Origin of the sequence: Phytopseudomonas seleniipraecipitans, from assembly GCF_900102335.1 — a bacterium.
Taxonomy (GTDB): Bacteria; Pseudomonadota; Gammaproteobacteria; order Pseudomonadales; family Pseudomonadaceae; genus Aquipseudomonas; species Aquipseudomonas seleniipraecipitans.
Window position 1 is genome coordinate 574,998 of sequence record NZ_FNBM01000001.1, and the last position, 17,533, is coordinate 592,530.

5 protein-coding genes are annotated in these 17,533 nt (G+C 63.8%); all 5 read left to right on the forward strand.

Annotated elements, in window-relative coordinates:
• The first annotated feature begins 191 nt into the window (after positions 1 to 191).
• The 5 genes from BLS60_RS02710 to BLS60_RS02730 all read left to right on the forward strand — a co-directional run bounded on the left by BLS60_RS02710 (position 192) and on the right by BLS60_RS02730 (position 17,404).
• On the forward strand, positions 192 to 7,433 hold the full coding sequence (locus BLS60_RS02710; RefSeq protein ID WP_092364329.1) for a DUF7933 domain-containing protein: 7,242 nt from the start codon (positions 192 to 194) through the stop codon (positions 7,431 to 7,433).
• A gap of 2 nt (positions 7,434 to 7,435) precedes the next feature.
• Positions 7,436 to 11,638 carry an OmpA family protein gene (locus BLS60_RS02715; RefSeq protein WP_167357639.1) on the forward strand — a complete coding sequence of 1,401 codons (4,203 nt, stop codon included), beginning with the start codon at positions 7,436 to 7,438 and terminating at the stop codon, positions 11,636 to 11,638.
• 593 nt (positions 11,639 to 12,231) lie between these two features.
• The gene (gene putA / locus BLS60_RS02720) at positions 12,232 to 15,408 is read left to right on the forward strand and encodes a bifunctional proline dehydrogenase/L-glutamate gamma-semialdehyde dehydrogenase PutA (RefSeq protein WP_092364335.1); all 3,177 of its coding nucleotides are present in this window, start codon (positions 12,232 to 12,234) and stop codon (positions 15,406 to 15,408) included.
• A gap of 191 nt (positions 15,409 to 15,599) precedes the next feature.
• Positions 15,600 to 17,090 (forward strand): sodium/proline symporter PutP, encoded by a 1,491-nt coding sequence (gene putP, locus BLS60_RS02725; RefSeq protein ID WP_092364338.1) that lies wholly within the window; start codon positions 15,600 to 15,602, stop codon positions 17,088 to 17,090.
• Positions 17,091 to 17,191: 101 nt separating this feature from the next.
• A complete protein-coding gene (locus BLS60_RS02730) occupies positions 17,192 to 17,404 on the forward strand; it encodes a VF530 family protein (RefSeq protein WP_092364341.1) in 213 nt (70 codons plus the stop codon).
• Positions 17,405 to 17,533 lie beyond the last annotated feature (129 nt).

Below are 17,533 nucleotides of genomic sequence, written 5' to 3' on the forward strand. Positions count from 1 at the left end.
CCCTTTCTTTGACGTCGGTGAGCGTGTCATTCCCAGGACGCCAGGGGCTGCAACCAGCATGTGAAGCGCCACCGGTACGGCGTCGTTCACTGCGCGATGCACGCTGCTGGTAACGGCATGACAGGCGCACCACGAAACCGCAGGGGAGCGTCGTGGTGGCAGGTTGTGTTCGCAGGAAGCGCCTATTACAGGTGTTGATAGGGAGTTTCTGGGTAGGTCTGGGCCTGCTGCCGCTGGCCGCCAATGCGGAGCTCGGCGTGAGCAAGACCCGCGCAGCGGGCTTTGCGGATCCGAAGTTCGTCGGCGACACCGACGGCTTTTTGATCCACCTGACCAACAGTTACCCCACCGGCGACATCACCAACGTCAGCTTTACGGACACGATGCCGGCGGGCTTCCGCGTCGCTGGCGCCGGTTTGGTGTCGAGCCAGTGCCGCGACGGAAGCGGTGCCGCGCAAGCGTTCCAGGGCAATATCGTCGCGCCACTGGGCAGCAACACCATCGCCCTCAGCGGCGGGGTGATCCCCGCGGTCAATGGCGGCAACGAAGCCGGTTACTGCGACATCATCGTGCAGGTCACCAGCCTCACAGGCAACGGTACCAACCTGATTCCCGCCGGCTCGGTGACTGGTCAGCATGCCGGCAACTCGGTCACCAACGCCGATTCGGCCCAGCAATCGCTGAACTTCAATACCCTGACCGTACCGAGCATCAGGAAGAGTTTTTCACCCAGCTCCATCGTCAAGGCCGACCAAGCGACGCGCCTGACCCTCACCATTACCAACAACGCGTCGCAGCCATTGCCGCTGAACACGGCGGGCGACACGCCGGCATTCGCTATCCGCGACCCTCTTGGCGACTTCGGCCTGCGGGTTGCTCCGGCCACCGGCGTCAACCCGGGCGGCCCCGACGTGCAGATCAACTGCGGCGCCAACCCGCCGAGTTTCACGCCCGTAGCCGGCGACACGGAGATCCGCGCCGTTGGCGGCATCATCGCGCCGAACAGCGCCTGTACGCTCAGCGTGATGGTAGTAGCGGACGGCTCCGACAGCAGCTACTCGACCACGGTCAGCAACGTCATCAACCGCACCACCGATTTCGCCAACCAACGTAGTCTGGTGCCGACGAGCAATGCCACGGCCAGTCTGACGGTCACCGCACCACTGCGCGTGGCGAAGGCGTTCTCGCCGGGCACCGTGGCCAAGGGCCAGGAAGCGCAGCTCAACATCACCCTGGCCAACGCCAGCCCGCTGAGCAGCATGGCGCTGGGCGGCTTCAGCGATGTCATTGATGGCGGCGCCGGATTGCTGGAAATCACCGGCATGCCGACCGCCACCTGTAGTGCGGGCTCAAGCCTCAGTGGCTTGAGTGGCGTTGGCACCTCGACTCTGCAGATGACCGGCGGAACCCTGGCTGCCGGCGGCAACTGCGTGATCGCCGTGCCTTACACCGCTGACCTGGCGGTGGCCGGCACGCCGCAATCCTTCACCAACACCATTCCGGTTGGCGCCGTGACGGTAACCAGCCCTGCCGGGGTTATCAGCCAGGGCGTGAGCGCCTCGGTCAATGTCGTCGACCAGTTCCTGGTGGAGAAGACCAGCCTCCCTACGACCGTGACGCCCGGCAACCCGGTGCTGTTCACCGTCACCACGAGGAACTACTCGACCAGCGCCCAGAGCGGCGTGGCCCTGACCGACAACCTGCCGGACGGCATGTTGCTTCTCAACCTGCCGCAGAAGCCCGCGCCGACCTTGACCGGCAGCGGGTGTAGCGCGCTGACGCTGGGCGGAACCGCAAGCGACCCCGTGTTCACCTTCGACATGCCAGCAGGCAGCGCCGGCAATCCGGCCAGTTGCGCCGTGATCTTCTGGGCCATGGTCCCGGCTGGCGCGGCCGCCGGCGCCATCGTCAATCGGATCCCGGCAGGTGGCGTCTGTAGCCCCGGCAATATCTGCAACCATACCTCGAGCGAGGCGCAATTCAGAGTCAGCAGCAGCGCGCTGACCGTGGAGAAAAGCTTCGACGCCAACTCCAAGCCCGAGGGCACCGCGGCGACCATGGCCATCGAGTTGGTCAACCTGTCAGCACAGCCGCTCACCAGCGTCAGCCTCACCGACAACCTGCCGACGGGCAGCAACGGCACACCGATGCTGGTTGCCTCGCCGAACAATGCATCCAGCACCTGCGGCGGCATCATCACCGCCGTGCCGGGTAGCGATCAGGTCGTGCTCACTGGCGCCACGGTGCCAGCGCGTGCCGGTGGCGGCCTGGGCGATGCCGGGCGCTGCCGCCTGCGCGTGAATGTCAGCGGCGCCGCCGGCCAGTACGACAACCGCGTATCAGCCAGCGCCACGCAGACCTTCGCCGATGGCAGCACCGATAGCCTGACCAGCCCCGAAGCGGTGGCAACCATCAACTTCCTCTCGGCGCTGAGCGGCAGCAAGTCGTTCACGCCCAATCGCATTCAGCCCGGCGGCCGCTCCACGGTCACCCTGAGCCTGAGCAACAGCGAGACCGGGGTGATGAACAACGTGGCGATAACCGACAACCTGCCTGCCGGCATGACGGTCGCCAGCCCAGCCAACGCTTACTCGACCTGCGCCGGCTCGCCGCAGATATCCGCAGCGCCGGGGGCTGACGTGGTCGCCCTGAGCGGGGCGCAGATCGCCGGTAATGGCACCTGTGCGTTGTTGTTCGATGTCACCGCCAGCGGTGGCTCCGATTGGGTAAACAGCATCGCACCTGGCCAGCTCACCGCTGCCGGCGGCGTGCAGAACGTGGCTGCGTTTGGCGCGACGTTGCAGAACGCCAGCGGTGGCGGCGTCACCGTGGGTGTCAACCACGCCAGCGCCAGCGTCGCGGCACCTGGCGCAGTTACTCAGCTGACCCTGACACTGTTCAACAGCGGCAGCCTGGACCTGACCAATCTCGACCTTGGCAACTTCTTCACCAATACCGGCCTCGCTGGTGGCACCCCAACCGGCGAGCGTATCGCCAGCGTGCCCAATGCCGTCACCAACTGTGTGGGCGGTATCGTCAGCGCCAGCCCCAATTCCACTTCGTTCAGCCTCAGCAACGTCAGCCTGGCGGTTGCCCAAACCTGTACCGTAACCGTCGACGTGACCATGGTCACCACCGGTACCGTAACCGACACCGTTCCGGTCGGTGCAATCACTACTGACCAGGGCGTGAGCAATACCGCGCCGGCCTCGAGCAGCCTGCAAACCAGTACCGGCCTGGGGGTAACCAAGCAATTTACCCCGCGCGTCGTCGCGCCCAATGAGCGTTCGCGCTTGCGTATCACCTTCTACAACCCAACGTCGCAGGCGATCAGCAGCCTCTCGCTCACCGATACCTATCCGGCGGGGCTGACCAGCGCCAGCCCGGCCAATGCGCTGACCACCTGCCAGGGCAGCGTCAGCAGTGCAACTGGCCGGGTCACCGTCAGTGGCGGCAGCATCGCTGCTGGCAGCAGCAGTGCACCGGCGAGCTGCTTTGTGGAAGTCGATGTGCTATCGACGACCCAGGGCGATTACCTCAATGTCATCCCGGCCAACAGCGTCTCTGCCACCGCCGATGGCAGCCCGATCAGCAACAACGAACCGACCAGCGACACCCTGCGCGTCAAGGCGCCCATCCTCGTGCACAAGGCAATCGCCACCCGCACGCTGGACACCGGCAACCCGGTGGGCTTCACCACTGGAACCGCCAGTGGTAATGCCGGCGCGCCATACACCTTGAGCATCCGCCTGGACAACCCGAACAGTTCGCCGCTCACCGGCCTGTCCTACCTGGACAGCCTGCCCAGCGGGCTGGTGGTGGCTCCGACTCCGTCCGTGATCAACAGTTGCGGGGGGAGCGTCGGTGCCACGCCGTCCGGTACGTCAGTACGCCTGGCCGGCGGTAGCCTTGCGGCCAATGGCAGCTGTACGGTCAGCGTGGCCGTGCTGAGCAACATCGCGGGCACCTACACCAACACCATCGAGGCTGGCGGCGTGACCAGTTTCGAGGGCGTGAGCAACGCCGAACCAACCCGCGCCCGGCTGGTGATATCCAGCGCGCCAACGGTGACAAAACAGTTCGCGCCGGCGGTCATCGCGCAGGGCGGCATCTCCAAGTTGACCATCTTCGTCAACAACCCGAATGCCGTGGCAATGAACCTGACTGCGGCGCTTACCGACAACCTGCCGGATTCTCCCGGCCAGGTGCGCGTCGCAGCCACGCCGAATATCGGCGGAAGCTGCCCGGCGGGCAGGGTTACCGCCACTGCCAACACCACGCTGGTGCGGCTGGCCTCCGGTACCGTGGTGCCGGCAGGGGGTTGCACCATCGAGGTGGATGTAACTGCCGACACCGCTGGTGAGCACACCAACGAGATTCCCGCCGGCGCGTTGCAGACCGACCTGGGCATCAACCCACAGCCGGCGTACGCCACGCTGAGTGTGAGCACCCTGGGCTACATTTCCGGCCGTGTGTACCTGGATAACGACCAGAGTGGCACCTACCAGGCCGGCACCGACAACCCGCTGAGCGGCGTCGCCATCGAGCTGCGCAGTGGTGCGACCTGCGCCAGCGGCGCTCCCGTCACCGGCATCAATGGCCTGCTCAACCCTGCCACTACCGATGCGGCGGGCAATTACCTGTTCGCCGGCCTGCCAGCCGGCACGTACTCGGTCTGCCAGGCCGCGCAACCGCCCGGCACGCTCAACGCGCCACCGGTGGCCGGTAGCATCACCCCGTCCAATGGCAGCAGCGGTGTGCCCGGCACGGGCAGCAACGCCACGATGACCAGTAGCCAGATCAACGGCATCGTCCTCAATGGCGACGGTGTCGCGGGTGAGATCAGCGGTTCACAGCGCAACGACTTCCCTGAAGTCGCGCCGGCCAGCATCAGTGGCGCGGTGTTCATCGATCAAAACAATGACGGCATCCGTCAGGGCGGCGATTCTGGCCTGGCTGGCGTGGTTATCAACCTCACGGGAACCGACTGGCAGAATCTGCCGGTAACGGCGGCCACCACCACCGACAGCAACGGCCTGTATCGTTTCGATGGCCTGCAGCCAGGCACGTACACGGTGACCGAACCGACCCAGCCGGCTGGAACCGCCAATGGTCAGACCGTCGCTGGCAACAGCGCCAGCGGTGTGCCAACGGTGACCGCACCCGGCAATGTGCCGAGTGTGATCAGCGGCATCACGCTTACGCCGGGCTATGCCTCGCAGGACAACAATTTCGCCGAGATCGTCACCGGCCGTAGCATCTATGGCCAGGTTTTCCACGACCGTGACACCAACCGGGCGCCCAGCAGTGGCGACAGCGGGCTGGGTGGGCAGACCATGGAGCTCAGTGGCCTGGACATCAACGGCAACCCGGTGACGCGCACGACGGTCACAGCCAGCGACGGTACCTTCAGTTTCCTCGGGTTGCCGCCGGGTACCTACGACCTGGTCCAGCCTAACCAGCCAACTGGGCTGATCAACGGCTCGACCACCGCGGGCAGTGCCGGTGGCGTGGTCAGTGAAGGGCCGAGCCGTATCAGTGGCATCGACCTGACCGGCAACATGCTGTCGGTCGACAACTGGTTTGCCGAAGTCACCATTCCCGGCCTGTCTGGCACGGTGTGGATCGACAGTAACCACGACCGCGTACTCGATCCGGGCGAAACGCTTCTGGCGGGTTGGACGGTGGAATTGCTGCGCGCTGGCGCCGTCGTCGCTACAACCCAATCCGATGCCAATGGTGCTTACGCGTTCGACAACCTGACGCCGGGCAGCGGCTACGAAGTGCGCTTCCGTCACCCGGAAACCGGCACGCTGTTTGGTCGCCCCGTGACCAACGAGCAGGGCACCACATACACGCCGGGCACTGCCGGGCCGGGTAACCCGGCGGGTGCCGATAACCGTGACGGCACCCTCAGGGACATCACCATCACCGCGGGCCACAACGTCGTCGAGCAGAGCCTGCCGATCGACCCTGCCGGGGTGGTGTATGACGCCATCAGCCGTCAGCCGGTCCGTGGCGCGGTCGTCAGCATCAGCGGCCCAGCCGGCTTTTCCGCCGCGCAGGTGCTAGGCGGTTCGCTGCAGCAGACCACCGCTGCCGACGGCCTGTATCAGTTCCTGCTGCTGGCGGGTTCGCCGGCGGGCACCTACACGCTTACCGTCACGGCTCCAGCGGGCTATGTGCAGGGGCCATCCGGTTTGATTCCAGCGTGCAACAACACGCTGACCGTTACCGCGATTCCCGACCCGGCGCTGGTGCAGACCGGTAATCAGGCGCCGGCCGAGGCGGTAACCCAGCACGACGCCGCCACCTGTCCGGCGAGTTCGGCGGGGCTCGCCGCGAGCAACAGCACCACCCAGTACTACTTCAGCTTCGTGCTGGGCGCCGGCTCAGCCGACGTGGTGAACAACCACATCCCGCTCGATCCGATTCTCGGTGGCGCCATAGTCATGACCAAGAACACGCCGAAGGTCAACGTGACCCGCGGCGAGCTGGTGCCCTACGTGCTGACCGCGCGCAACACCCTGTCGACCTCGCTGGCCAATATTGCCATCGAGGATCAGATGCCGCCGGGCTTCAAGTATGTCAAGAACTCCGCGCAGCTCGACGGCGTACCGGTGGAGCCACAAGTCGAGGGCCGGCGTCTGCGCTGGCCGGACCGTACGCTGGTCGGTGGCCAGGTGGTGACCATCAAGGTGCTGCTGGTGGTCGGCTCAGGTGTCGGCTTCAACGAGTACGTCAACCAGACGTGGGCGCTGAATCTTATCGCCAATTCGCGTGTGTCCAATGTGGCTACCGCCAGCGTGCGAGTGGTTGCCGATCCGACGTTCGACTGTTCGGATCTGATTGGCAAGGTCTTCGATGACCAGAACCGCAACGGCTACCAAGACGAAGGTGAGCCCGGTATCCCCGGCGTACGCCTGGCCACGCCGAAGGGCTGGCTCGTTACCACCGACGAGTACGGCCGCTATCACATCGCCTGCGCCGACGTACCCAGCGAGATGCGCGGCACCAACTTCATCCTCAAGGTTGACGAGCGCACCTTGCCGAGCGGCTATCGCATCATCACAGAGAACCCACGCGTAGTGCGCATGACCCAGGGTCGCCTGGTCAAGGCCAACTTCGGCGCAAGCATCCACCGTGTCGTGCGCCTCGATCTGAGCAGCGATGCCTTCGAAGCGAACAATCAGCTGACCGCACCGTATCAGGCACGCCTCGACGAGGTGCTGCAGCTGTTGTACGCCGAACCGTCGATCCTGCGCATCGGTTACCGCATGCCGGTGGACAGTGAAGTGAGCGACGCGCGTAAACGTGTCGGCTATGTGAAGGACTGGATCAAGGAGCATTGGGAGCCCCACGACTGCTGTTACGACCTGCAACTGGAAGAAGAAATTGTGCCGGCGACTGACAGCGTGGAGGTGATCCAATGAGCATGCGTAATCTAATTGTGTGCGGCGTCGCCGCACTGACCCTGAACCCGCTGGCCGTCGCTGTATCAATCGCCGCCGAGCGGTGCGAAGCCGGTAAAGGCTGCGGCCTGCAAGGCCCGCGTGGTGCCATGGAAGACGAGTCGCTGCTGCAGCGCCGTCCTTTTACTCTGGGTGACTTACCGGCCTTGCCCGCCAACGCCGAGCGCGAGTTGCCACGCGAGAAACTGATTCTGTGGCAACTCGACGGCGCGCTTGGCGAGCGTGAGCAGTTGGTCGCGGTAGGCGAGGAAAAAATCAGTTCGGTGGTGTTGCGTGATGGTCTGCCGGTGGTGCGTTTCGCCTCCGGCCGTTCGGGGGTGCCGGAACGTGACAGCGATGCCCTGACTGCCCTTGTGAACCGCCTCGCGGGCAAGCGCAACCTGCGCCTGCGCCTGATCGGCCATACGGATCCACAGCACCTGTCGTCGCGTAGCCAGGCTATCTATACCGATAACCAGGGCCTGGGCTTGCAACGCGCCAAGGAAGTCGGCGAGGTCTTCCGTCATCGCCTGAACCTCAAGCCGGAGCAGATCCAGCTCGACAGCCGCGGCCCCAGCGAGCCGCTGCTGCAGGGCGACAGCCCGGAAGCCTGGGCGCTGAACCGCCGCGTGGAAGTGGAAATCTGGTACGACGAATCCGTCGTCGGCACTCCAGCCAAGCCGCAAGCTTGCGCGCCGGGCAGTATCGCCAAGGAGGGCATGACGCCGTTCCGCATCAGTGTCGATGGCCAGCCCCAGGGCTCCGGCGCAACGGCGGGCAGCGCCGACACCCAGCGCTGCGTTGACGTGGCCCTGGCCAGCGACCTGCTGCAGGTGCGCTTCGACAACCTGTCGGCGCAGCCGCGGCTGAACCTGGTTTCCGGTGCGCGCGTCGCCCGCATCGGCGAGCCACAGACGTTCAGCGCCTATAGCAACTACCTGCATTGGATCGAGCGTGCAGAGGTGCGCATCATCGGCAAGAAAAGGCTGTTAGGTGAGCCGCGGGTATTGGAAACCATCACCCTGGACTCGGAGCTCAACGGCAGCTGGACGCCGCCGCCTAGTACGCCGGAGCGTGTCTACTACCAACTGCGCGTGTACGACGATCAGGGGCGTTACGACGAAACCAGCGTACAGCTGCTCAACGTCGCTCGTGGCGAATTGCCTGAGGAGTCGGCTGAAGAAGTCTCCGCTGATCTGCTCGCCGGTTACGGTGGCAACCGTCTGCAGCGCCACACCATTCCGGTGGCCGGCGGCACGGTGACCATCAACGGGAAGCAGGTGAAGAACGGCCAGCATGTGTTCGTGATGGGGCACCCGGTGCCGGTGGACGGCAGCGGTACGTTCGCCAGCGCACAGATCATCCCGCGTGGCCTGCACAACGTTGAAGTGGCGGTGCTCGACGATCAGGGCAAGGGGCGTATCTATCGCCGCGACCTGCGCCTGCCACAGGATGATTGGTTTACAGTCGCCATCGCCGACTTCACGGTCGGTCAGCAGGATACGAGCGGCCCGGCGCGCTTGGTCACTCAGGAAGACCGTTACTACGACGACAAGCTGTATGCCGATGGGCGCCTGGCCTTTTATACCAAGGGCAAGGTGGACGACAAGTACACCATCACCGGCAGTGTCGACACCGGTGAAGGGCCGGCCGGCAGCCTGTTCAGCAACTTCAACGACAAGGATCCGCGGGAATTTCTGCGCCGCATGAGCTCCGACTCGGACAAGGGTTGGGCGACCTTTGGTGACGATTCGACTTTGGTCGAAGACGCACCGACGCGGGGTAAATTTTACGCCAAGGTCGAGGACGAAAAATCCCATGCCATGTGGGGTAACTTCCGTGCGCAGATTCGCGATACCGAGCTGACCCAGATTGACCGCAGCCTGTATGGCGCTCAGGTGCGCTACCGCGACGATGCCTTCACTGCCTTCGGCGAGCGCCGCATGCAGGTCGAAGGGTTCGCCGCCGAGCCAGGCACCGCCTCTGCGCGAGAAGACTTCCGGGGTACCGGTGGTTCGCTGTACTACCTGCGCCATCAGGACATTACCCAAGGTAGCGAGCGCGTGCGCGTCGAGGTTCGCGACAAGGATTCCGGGCTGGTGCTGCACAGCCAGGACCTAGTCGCCGGCATCGATTACGAGGTCAATTCACTGCAGGGGCGGGTGATCCTCACTCAGCCGCTGTCGGCCACCGCCGACGGCAGCACGCTGATCCGCTCCGGCGGCAGCCTGTCCGGCAACCCAGCGTTCCTGGTGGTCGGCTACGAATATTCGCCAGGCCTGGATCAGCTCGATGACCTCGCCTTTGGTGGGCGTGCGGCCTACTGGGTGAACGATAAGGTGCGTGTCGGCGTGACCGGCAGCATGCAGGAGCAGACGGGTCGTGAAGACCAGACGCTCGGCGGCGGCGACCTGTTGCTGCGCCACAGTGAAGGCACCTGGCTGAAGCTCGAGTCAGCGCAGAGCGAAGGCGACAGCCTTGACCAGCGCTTCTCATACGACGGTGGTTTCGGCTTCGCTCAGGAAGTCGCCGGCACCGACTCGCGAGCCCGCGCCAATCGCATCGAGACGGCCTTTGACCTGAAGGATGTAGTTGACGACGCCGACGGTCGCGGCACCTTCTACTACGAAAGCCGTGATGCCGGCTTCTCTGCGCCAGGGCGGCTGTCCGAGCTGGCCAGCGACCAGGTTGGTGGCAGTTACACCGCACCGCTCAGCGAGAAGACCGAGGTGACCATCAAGGCCGACCAGACCGAGGAGGACGGCGGCCGTTCGCGCCGTTCGGCTGAAGGCATCGTCGCCCATGACCTGAGCGACGCCTGGCGCCTGTCCGCTGGCCTGCGCAACGATCGGCAGACCTACGGTGGCTCGTATCGCAACCTCTACACCGGCACGTATGCCGGCTACGACGGTGGCAACTATGACGAGGGCGAGCGCAACGACGCACTGCTCCAGGCGCTTTATCACGCCGAAGAGGACTGGTCGGTGTACGGCTTTGGCCAGGGCACCGTCAGCCGCGACGGCGGCCGCCAGGCGAACAATCGCCTCGGGGTCGGCGGCGACTATCGGCTCAATGAACGCACCTCGCTCAACGGTGAGCTGTCGGGCGGCAACCTGGGGTTGGGTGCCAAGGCCGGGGTCGGCTACGACGCCTCCGATCGCACCAATGTCTACCTCAACTACCAGCTAGACAGTGACCGAAGCGATGATGGCTTCGCCAGCCGCAGCGGTCTGGGCGGCAGTGGCCGTACCGGGCAATTCGTCTCTGGCGCTCGTTCTCGCTGGACCGACAGCACCAGCGTGTACGCCGAGCAGCGCGTGCAGCATGGCGATCAGGCGGGCCTTATCCAGGGTTACGGCCTGGACTTCGCCCCGGATGACCATTGGAGCTATGGCGTTACCACCGAGTTTGGCACCTTCAACGAAGAGACCGACTACGCCCTTAAACGCCGCGCCATCGGTGGCAAGGTCGGCTACAGCAATAACGACCTACGCTATGCCAGCCGCCTGGAGTACCGCGAGGACAGCAGTGCCGTGCAGGATCTCAGCGTGTGGTTGATGCGCAACAACATCAGCTACAAGGTCAACCCCGACTGGCGATTCATCGGCAAGCTGGACTTCTCGGTGGGCGATTCTGACCGTGGCGATTACTTCGACGGCGATTTTGTCGAAGCCTCGCTGGGCTACGCCTACCGCCCGGTGTTCAACGACCGCCTCAACCTGCTGGCCAAGTACACCTACCTGGCGGATCTGCCGCCCCCGGACCAAGTTTCGACCGCAACCGGCAGTACCGTGGACTATGCCCAGCGCAGCCACGTATTCGCCATCGACGGTATCTACGACCTCAGCGAGCGTTGGAGCGTGGGCGGCAAGTACGCGTATCGCCTGAGCGAGTTGCGGATGAGCCGTGATACCTCGGCAGACTGGTTCGACAGCCGTGGGCAGTTGATTGCCGCGCGTGTGGACTGGCATGTCGTGAAAAAGTGGGACCTGATGACCGAGATCCGCCGCCGCGACGAATTCGCCGCGAAGGACAGCCGAGTAGGTGCTCTCGTTGGCGTCTATCGGCACTTCGGTAATCACTTCAAGGCTGGCGTGGGCTACAACTTCAGCGATTTCAGCGATGATCTGACTGACCTCTCTTATCGAAGCCAGGGTTGGTTTTTCAATGCTGTCGGAAAATACTGAGGTTCGCAGGGTATCGCAGCTCTCGGATCCTGAAGTTAGCTGGTGGTGGGGCCGTCTCAGAGCACAGTTGAGTGATAGTCGGAACGGCTAAGGTGAAGTCGCTGACCATGCAATTGGGAGGCGACTTACTATCTGTTCGCAGGATCCGCACGCCCCGGCGTGGTGGACTCACATAATGACTCGCTGTACACGAGCGCAACTCATTATGGCGACTTAGGCCCTGTTGCTGCGCCGGGGTTGTCTCAATGATTCGCCATTTGCGCTACGCAGGTAACTGCTTTATCTGACCGGCCGATAATGGCCGGGTGCCGTCGTCGAAATCAGCTTTTCGTGAGTGGCAGCTGTTAGCCGACAGCCAACACTCCCCTCAGTCCTTCCTGCTCGCGGCTTTACTGCTTCCCTGTAAGCACTCTCCGCCTCACGCTCTGGAGCTTTCTGCAAAAACTCCAGAGCTTTTCGCAAGAAACCATCCTCCATCTGCCTCTACATTCCGCCATCCGCTTCTGCAAGCCGGGATCGCCAGATCACCGTATCTGGGCTAGACCCAAAGCAGGGGTACCCCCATACATAATCCCTACAAGAGGATGGGCGTGATGTTCAAAGCCAGTCACGTCTTGCACCAGGAGTTCCTCGACCGGATCTCCGCTGCCAAGGCCGCCGATTTCTTCCCCACCATCAGCGCCAACTACAACGTTGACGAGGCCGCCTACCTGGGCGAGCTGCTGCAGCTTGCCGACCCCGGCGCTGCCGGTATCGAGAGTGTTCGCCAGCAGGCGCGCAGCCTGATTCAGGACGTACGCAGCCGTGACAACGCCGTCGATACCCTCGACGCATTGCTGCGCCAGTACAGCCTGGATACCCAGGAAGGCCTGATGCTGATGTGCCTGGCCGAAGCGCTGCTGCGGGTGCCGGATGCGGCGACCGCCGATGCGCTGATCCGCGACAAGCTCAACGCCGCCGAGTGGGAACGCCACCTGGGCAAGAGCGACAGCGTGCTGGTCAACTTCGCGGCCTGGGGCCTGGTGATGACTGGCAAGGTCGTGGACCCGCAGACCGCTGATGGTCGTCCGAAGAACGTGCTTGGCCGGCTGATCCAGCGTTCCGGCGAGCCGGTGATCCGCGCGGCGATGAACCAGGCCATGAAGCTGATGGGCAAGCAGTTCGTGCTGGGTCGCACCATCAGCGAAGCGCTGAAGAACGGTCGCCCGGAGCGCGAGAAGGGCTACACCTACTCCTTCGATATGCTCGGTGAAGCGGCGCTGACCGCCGAAGACGCCGAGAAATACATGGCCGACTACCGCAAGGCCATCGACACCGTCGGCGCCGAGCCGCAGGTTGGTCCAGGCCCCAAGCCGTCGATCTCGATCAAGCTCTCGGCGCTGCACCCGCGTTACGAAGTGGCCCAGCGCGAGCGCGTGCTGACCGAGCTGTTCGCCAATGTGCGCGAGCTGGTGATCCGTGCGCGCAAGCTGAACGTCGGGATCTCCGTGGACGCGGAGGAGGCGGATCGCCTCGAACTGTCTCTGGAACTCTACGAGAAGCTGCTGCGTGATCCGGCCGTTGCTGGCTGGGGCGAGTTCGGGCTGGTGATCCAGGCGTACTCCAAGCGCTGTCTGCCGGTGCTGGTCTGGCTGACCCTGCTGGGCAAAGAACTCGGCGAGAAGATGCCGCTGCGCCTGGTCAAGGGCGCCTACTGGGACAGCGAGATCAAGCAGTGCCAGGTGTGGGGCCTCGATGGCTACCCGGTGTTCACCCGCAAGGAAGGCACCGATACGTCCTATCTGGCTTGCGCCCGTTACCTGCTCAGCGAGTTCACTCGGGGTGTGATCTACCCGCAATTCGCCAGCCATAACGCGCACACCGTCAGCTGCATCCTGGCCATGGCCGCCGAGCAGGCGTCGCCGCGCGAGTTCGAGTTCCAGCGCCTGCACGGCATGGGCGATGCGCTGTACGACACCGTGCTGGAGAAACACCGCAAGACGGTGCGTATTTATGCGCCGGTCGGTGCCCACAAGGATCTGCTGCCATACCTGGTGCGCCGCCTGCTTGAGAACGGCGCCAACTCCTCGTTCGTGCACCAGTTGGTCGACCCGAGCGTGCCGGTCGAGTCGCTGATCGATCACCCGGTCACCCAGCTGAGCAAATTCGCCAGCCTCGGCAATAACAAAATCCCGCTTCCGCCAGCGCTGTACGGGGGCACACGGAAAAATTCTCAGGGCATCAACATGAATATCCAGAAATCGCTGACCGAACTCGAAAACGCCTACACGCCGCAACTCGACCGTCAATGGCAGGCTGCCCCGGTGATCAACGGCCAGACCTTGAGCGGCACCGCCGAGGAAGTTCGCTGCCCTTATGACCTGAACAAGCTGGTCGGCACCGCCCAGTTCGCCACCGCCGCCCAGGCCGCCCAGGCGCTGGATGGCCTGAGCGCCGCCTGGCCGCGCTGGAATGCCGTCGCTATCGATGAACGCGCGAGCATTCTCGAGCGCCTCGCTGATCTGCTGGAAAGCAACCGTGCCGAGTTGATGGCGCTGTGCACCGTGGAAGCGGGCAAGTCCATGCAGGACGGCATCGACGAAGTGCGCGAGGCGGTGGATTTCTGCCGTTACTACGCGCAGCAGGCACGCCTCAAGCTAGGCCGCGAAGAGCTCAAGGGCCCGACTGGCGAGCGCAACGAGCTGTTCCATGAAGGCCGCGGCATTTTCGTCTGCGTCAGCCCGTGGAACTTCCCGCTGGCCATTTACCTGGGCCAGATCAGCGCTGCGCTGGTGGCGGGTAACGTGGTGCTGGCCAAACCGGCCGAGCAGACCAGTCTGATCGCCGCCCGCGCTCTGGAATTGATGTTCGACGCCGGCCTGCCAAAGGATGTGATCGCCTTTCTGCCCGGTGACGGCGCCACCCTTGGTGGTGTTTTCTGCCGCGACCCGCGTGTGGCCGGCGTGTGCTTCACCGGCTCCACCGACACGGCGCGCATCATCAACCGCCAGTTGGCCGAGAAGGACGGCATGATCGCCACCCTGATCGCCGAGACCGGTGGCCAGAACGCGATGATCGTCGACTCCACCGCACTGCCCGAGCAGGTGGTCAAGGATGCCGTCGGCTCGGCGTTCACCAGCGCCGGTCAGCGCTGCTCGGCACTGCGCGTGCTGTATGTGCAGCGTGATATCGCCGACCGGGTGATCGACCTGCTCAAAGGCGCCATGGCCGAACTGAAGATCGGCCCGACCCATCTGCGCGAGAACGACATTGGCCCGGTGATCGATGCCGAGGCCCGTGAAGGTTTGCTGACGCATATCAATCAGCTCAAGGGCGAAGGCAAGCTGATTGCCGAAGCCTCGCTGCGTGCCGATCTGAACGGCCATTTCATCGCACCGGTGGCGTTCGAGATCGGCGGGATCGATGAGCTGAAGAAGGAGCAGTTTGGCCCGGTGCTGCACGTGGTGCGCTATGACGCCGCCGATCTGGAGAAGGTGGTGGCCGCCATCAACGCCACGGGCTATGGATTGACCCTTGGCATCCACAGCCGAAACGAGGAAACTGCCGCCCGCATCGAAAGCCTGGCGCGCGTCGGCAACCTTTACGTGAACCGTAACCAGATCGGCGCGGTGGTCGGCGTACAGCCATTCGGCGGCTGCGGCCTGTCCGGTACTGGCCCGAAAGCCGGCGGCCCGAGCTACCTGTTGCGCTTCGTCAACGAGCGCACCACCTCTGTGAATACCACGGCGGTGGGCGGTAACGCCTCACTGCTGTCGCTGGGCGACGAGTAATCACAAGCGGGCGGGAATCATCAGGTTTCCGCCCGTTTTGCTATTGGGGGCTGATGCCCCGAATCGGTAACGCCATCTGCTGTTAGAAGAATGGCTTATCTGGAGCACGACCGTGACCGATGGTCGTGATGTGCCAACTGGGCCGGGCAACCCCCGGTTCGAATAAAAACAAACGAGAGGGGCATTCCCCAATGACTGCAAGTACTCCCATGCTGGTCACCTTCGTGGTCTATATCCTGGCCATGGTGCTGATCGGATTCATTGCCTACCGCGCGACCAAGAATTTCTCCGACTACATCCTCGGTGGCCGCAGCCTCGGCAGCTTCGTCACGGCGCTGTCTGCCGGCGCGTCCGACATGAGCGGCTGGCTGCTGATGGGCCTGCCAGGCGCCATTTTCATCGCCGGTATATCTGAAAGCTGGATCGCCATTGGCCTGATCCTCGGTGCATGGCTGAACTGGCTGTTCGTTGCCGGCCGCCTGCGTGTGCACACCGAGCACAACAACAATGCGCTGACCCTGCCTGACTTCTTCACCCATCGTTTCGAAGACAGCAGCAAGCTGCTGCGCATCTTCTCGGCGCTGGTGATTCTGGTGTTCTTCACTATCTACTGCGCATCCGGCGTGGTCGCTGGCGCCCGCCTGTTCGAGTCGACCTTCGGCATGAGCTACGACACCGCCCTGTGGGTCGGTGCGGCGGCAACTATCCTCTACGTGTTCGTGGGCGGCTTCCTCGCGGTGAGCTGGACCGACACCGTGCAGGCGACGCTGATGATTTTCGCGCTGTTGATCACCCCGGTTTTCGTGATCCTCGCCCTGGGCGATTTCGATGCCGCCATGGTGACCATCGAGCAGGCCAACCCGGCCAACTTCGATATGTTCCGCGGCCTGTCCTTCGTTGCCATCATCTCGCTGCTGGCCTGGGGCCTGGGCTATTTCGGCCAGCCGCACATCCTCGTGCGCTTCATGGCGGCTGATTCGGTGAAGTCGATTCCGGCCGCTCGGCGCATCGGCATGACCTGGATGATCCTCAGCCTGGGTGGTGCAGTAGCTGTCGGCTTCTTCGGTATTGCCTACTTCGCCAACAACCCGGCATTGGCCGGTCCTGTCGGTGAGAACAGCGAGCGCGTGTTCATCGAACTGACCAAGATCCTCTTCAACCCGTGGATCGCCGGCCTGATCCTGTCGGCCATTCTGGCGGCGGTGATGAGCACCCTTAGCTGCCAGCTGTTGGTTTCGTCCAGCGCCCTGACCGAAGATTTCTACAAAGCGTTCCTGCGCAAGAATGCCAGCCAGACCGAACTGGTCTGGGTCGGCCGTGGCATGGTGCTGCTGATCGCGCTGGTGGCCATCGGCATCGCCTCCAACCCGGAGAGCAAAGTATTGGGCCTGGTGTCCTACGCGTGGGCTGGTTTCGGCGCGGCCTTCGGCCCGGTGGTGATTCTCTCGCTGGTTTGGAAAGGCATGACCCGCAACGGCGCGCTGGCCGGCATGGTCGTTGGTGCGGTCACCGTGGTGGTGTGGAAGAACTTCATCGGCCTGGGCCTCTACGAAATCATCCCGGGCTTCATCCTCGCCACCCTGGCTATCGTGGTGTTCAGCAAGATCGGTCGCCCGGCAACGCCGACCATGGTCAAGCGTTTCGACGAGGCCGAGAAGGAGTACCAGGACGCGCATCTCTGATCGCGTTTCGGTAACCGGTTGGTCAAAAGGCCCGGACGGTTGTCCGGGCCTTTTCGTTAGCGTCGTCTGGTAAGCTGCCGCGCCGCGATAGGGAGAGACCCATGAGCACAACCAACGACCCGCTACACGGCCTGACGCTGCAGGCCATCCTCACCGATCTGGTCGAGCACTACGGCTGGGACGGTCTGGCCCAGCGTATCGACATCCGCTGTTTCAAGAGCGACCCGAGCATCAAGTCGAGCCTGACCTTTCTGCGCAAAACGCCGTGGGCGCGGGAGAAGGTCGAAGCGTTGTACCTGCAGCGCAGGCGTTAGCTTCTATTGGGGTAGTGACCGTCGCGAACAAGGCGATAGCGGACGTAGGGTGGATGACGCCTCACCTACGCGGCCCGATCCGTCCACCGCTATGCGATTGCAATGGTGGATGAAAAGAGCGTCATCCAC

What these genes read in the sequence shown, in the direction of transcription:
- putP (WP_092364338.1), top strand. Translation starts at nt 15,600, where the DNA reads ATGACTGCAAGTACTCCCATGCTGGTCACCTTCGTGGTCTATATCCTG.
- putA (WP_092364335.1), top strand. Translation starts at nt 12,232, where the DNA reads ATGTTCAAAGCCAGTCACGTCTTGCACCAGGAGTTCCTCGACCGGATC.
- BLS60_RS02715 (WP_167357639.1), top strand. Translation starts at nt 7,436, where the DNA reads ATGCGTAATCTAATTGTGTGCGGCGTCGCCGCACTGACCCTGAACCCG.
- BLS60_RS02730 (WP_092364341.1), top strand. Translation starts at nt 17,192, where the DNA reads ATGAGCACAACCAACGACCCGCTACACGGCCTGACGCTGCAGGCCATC.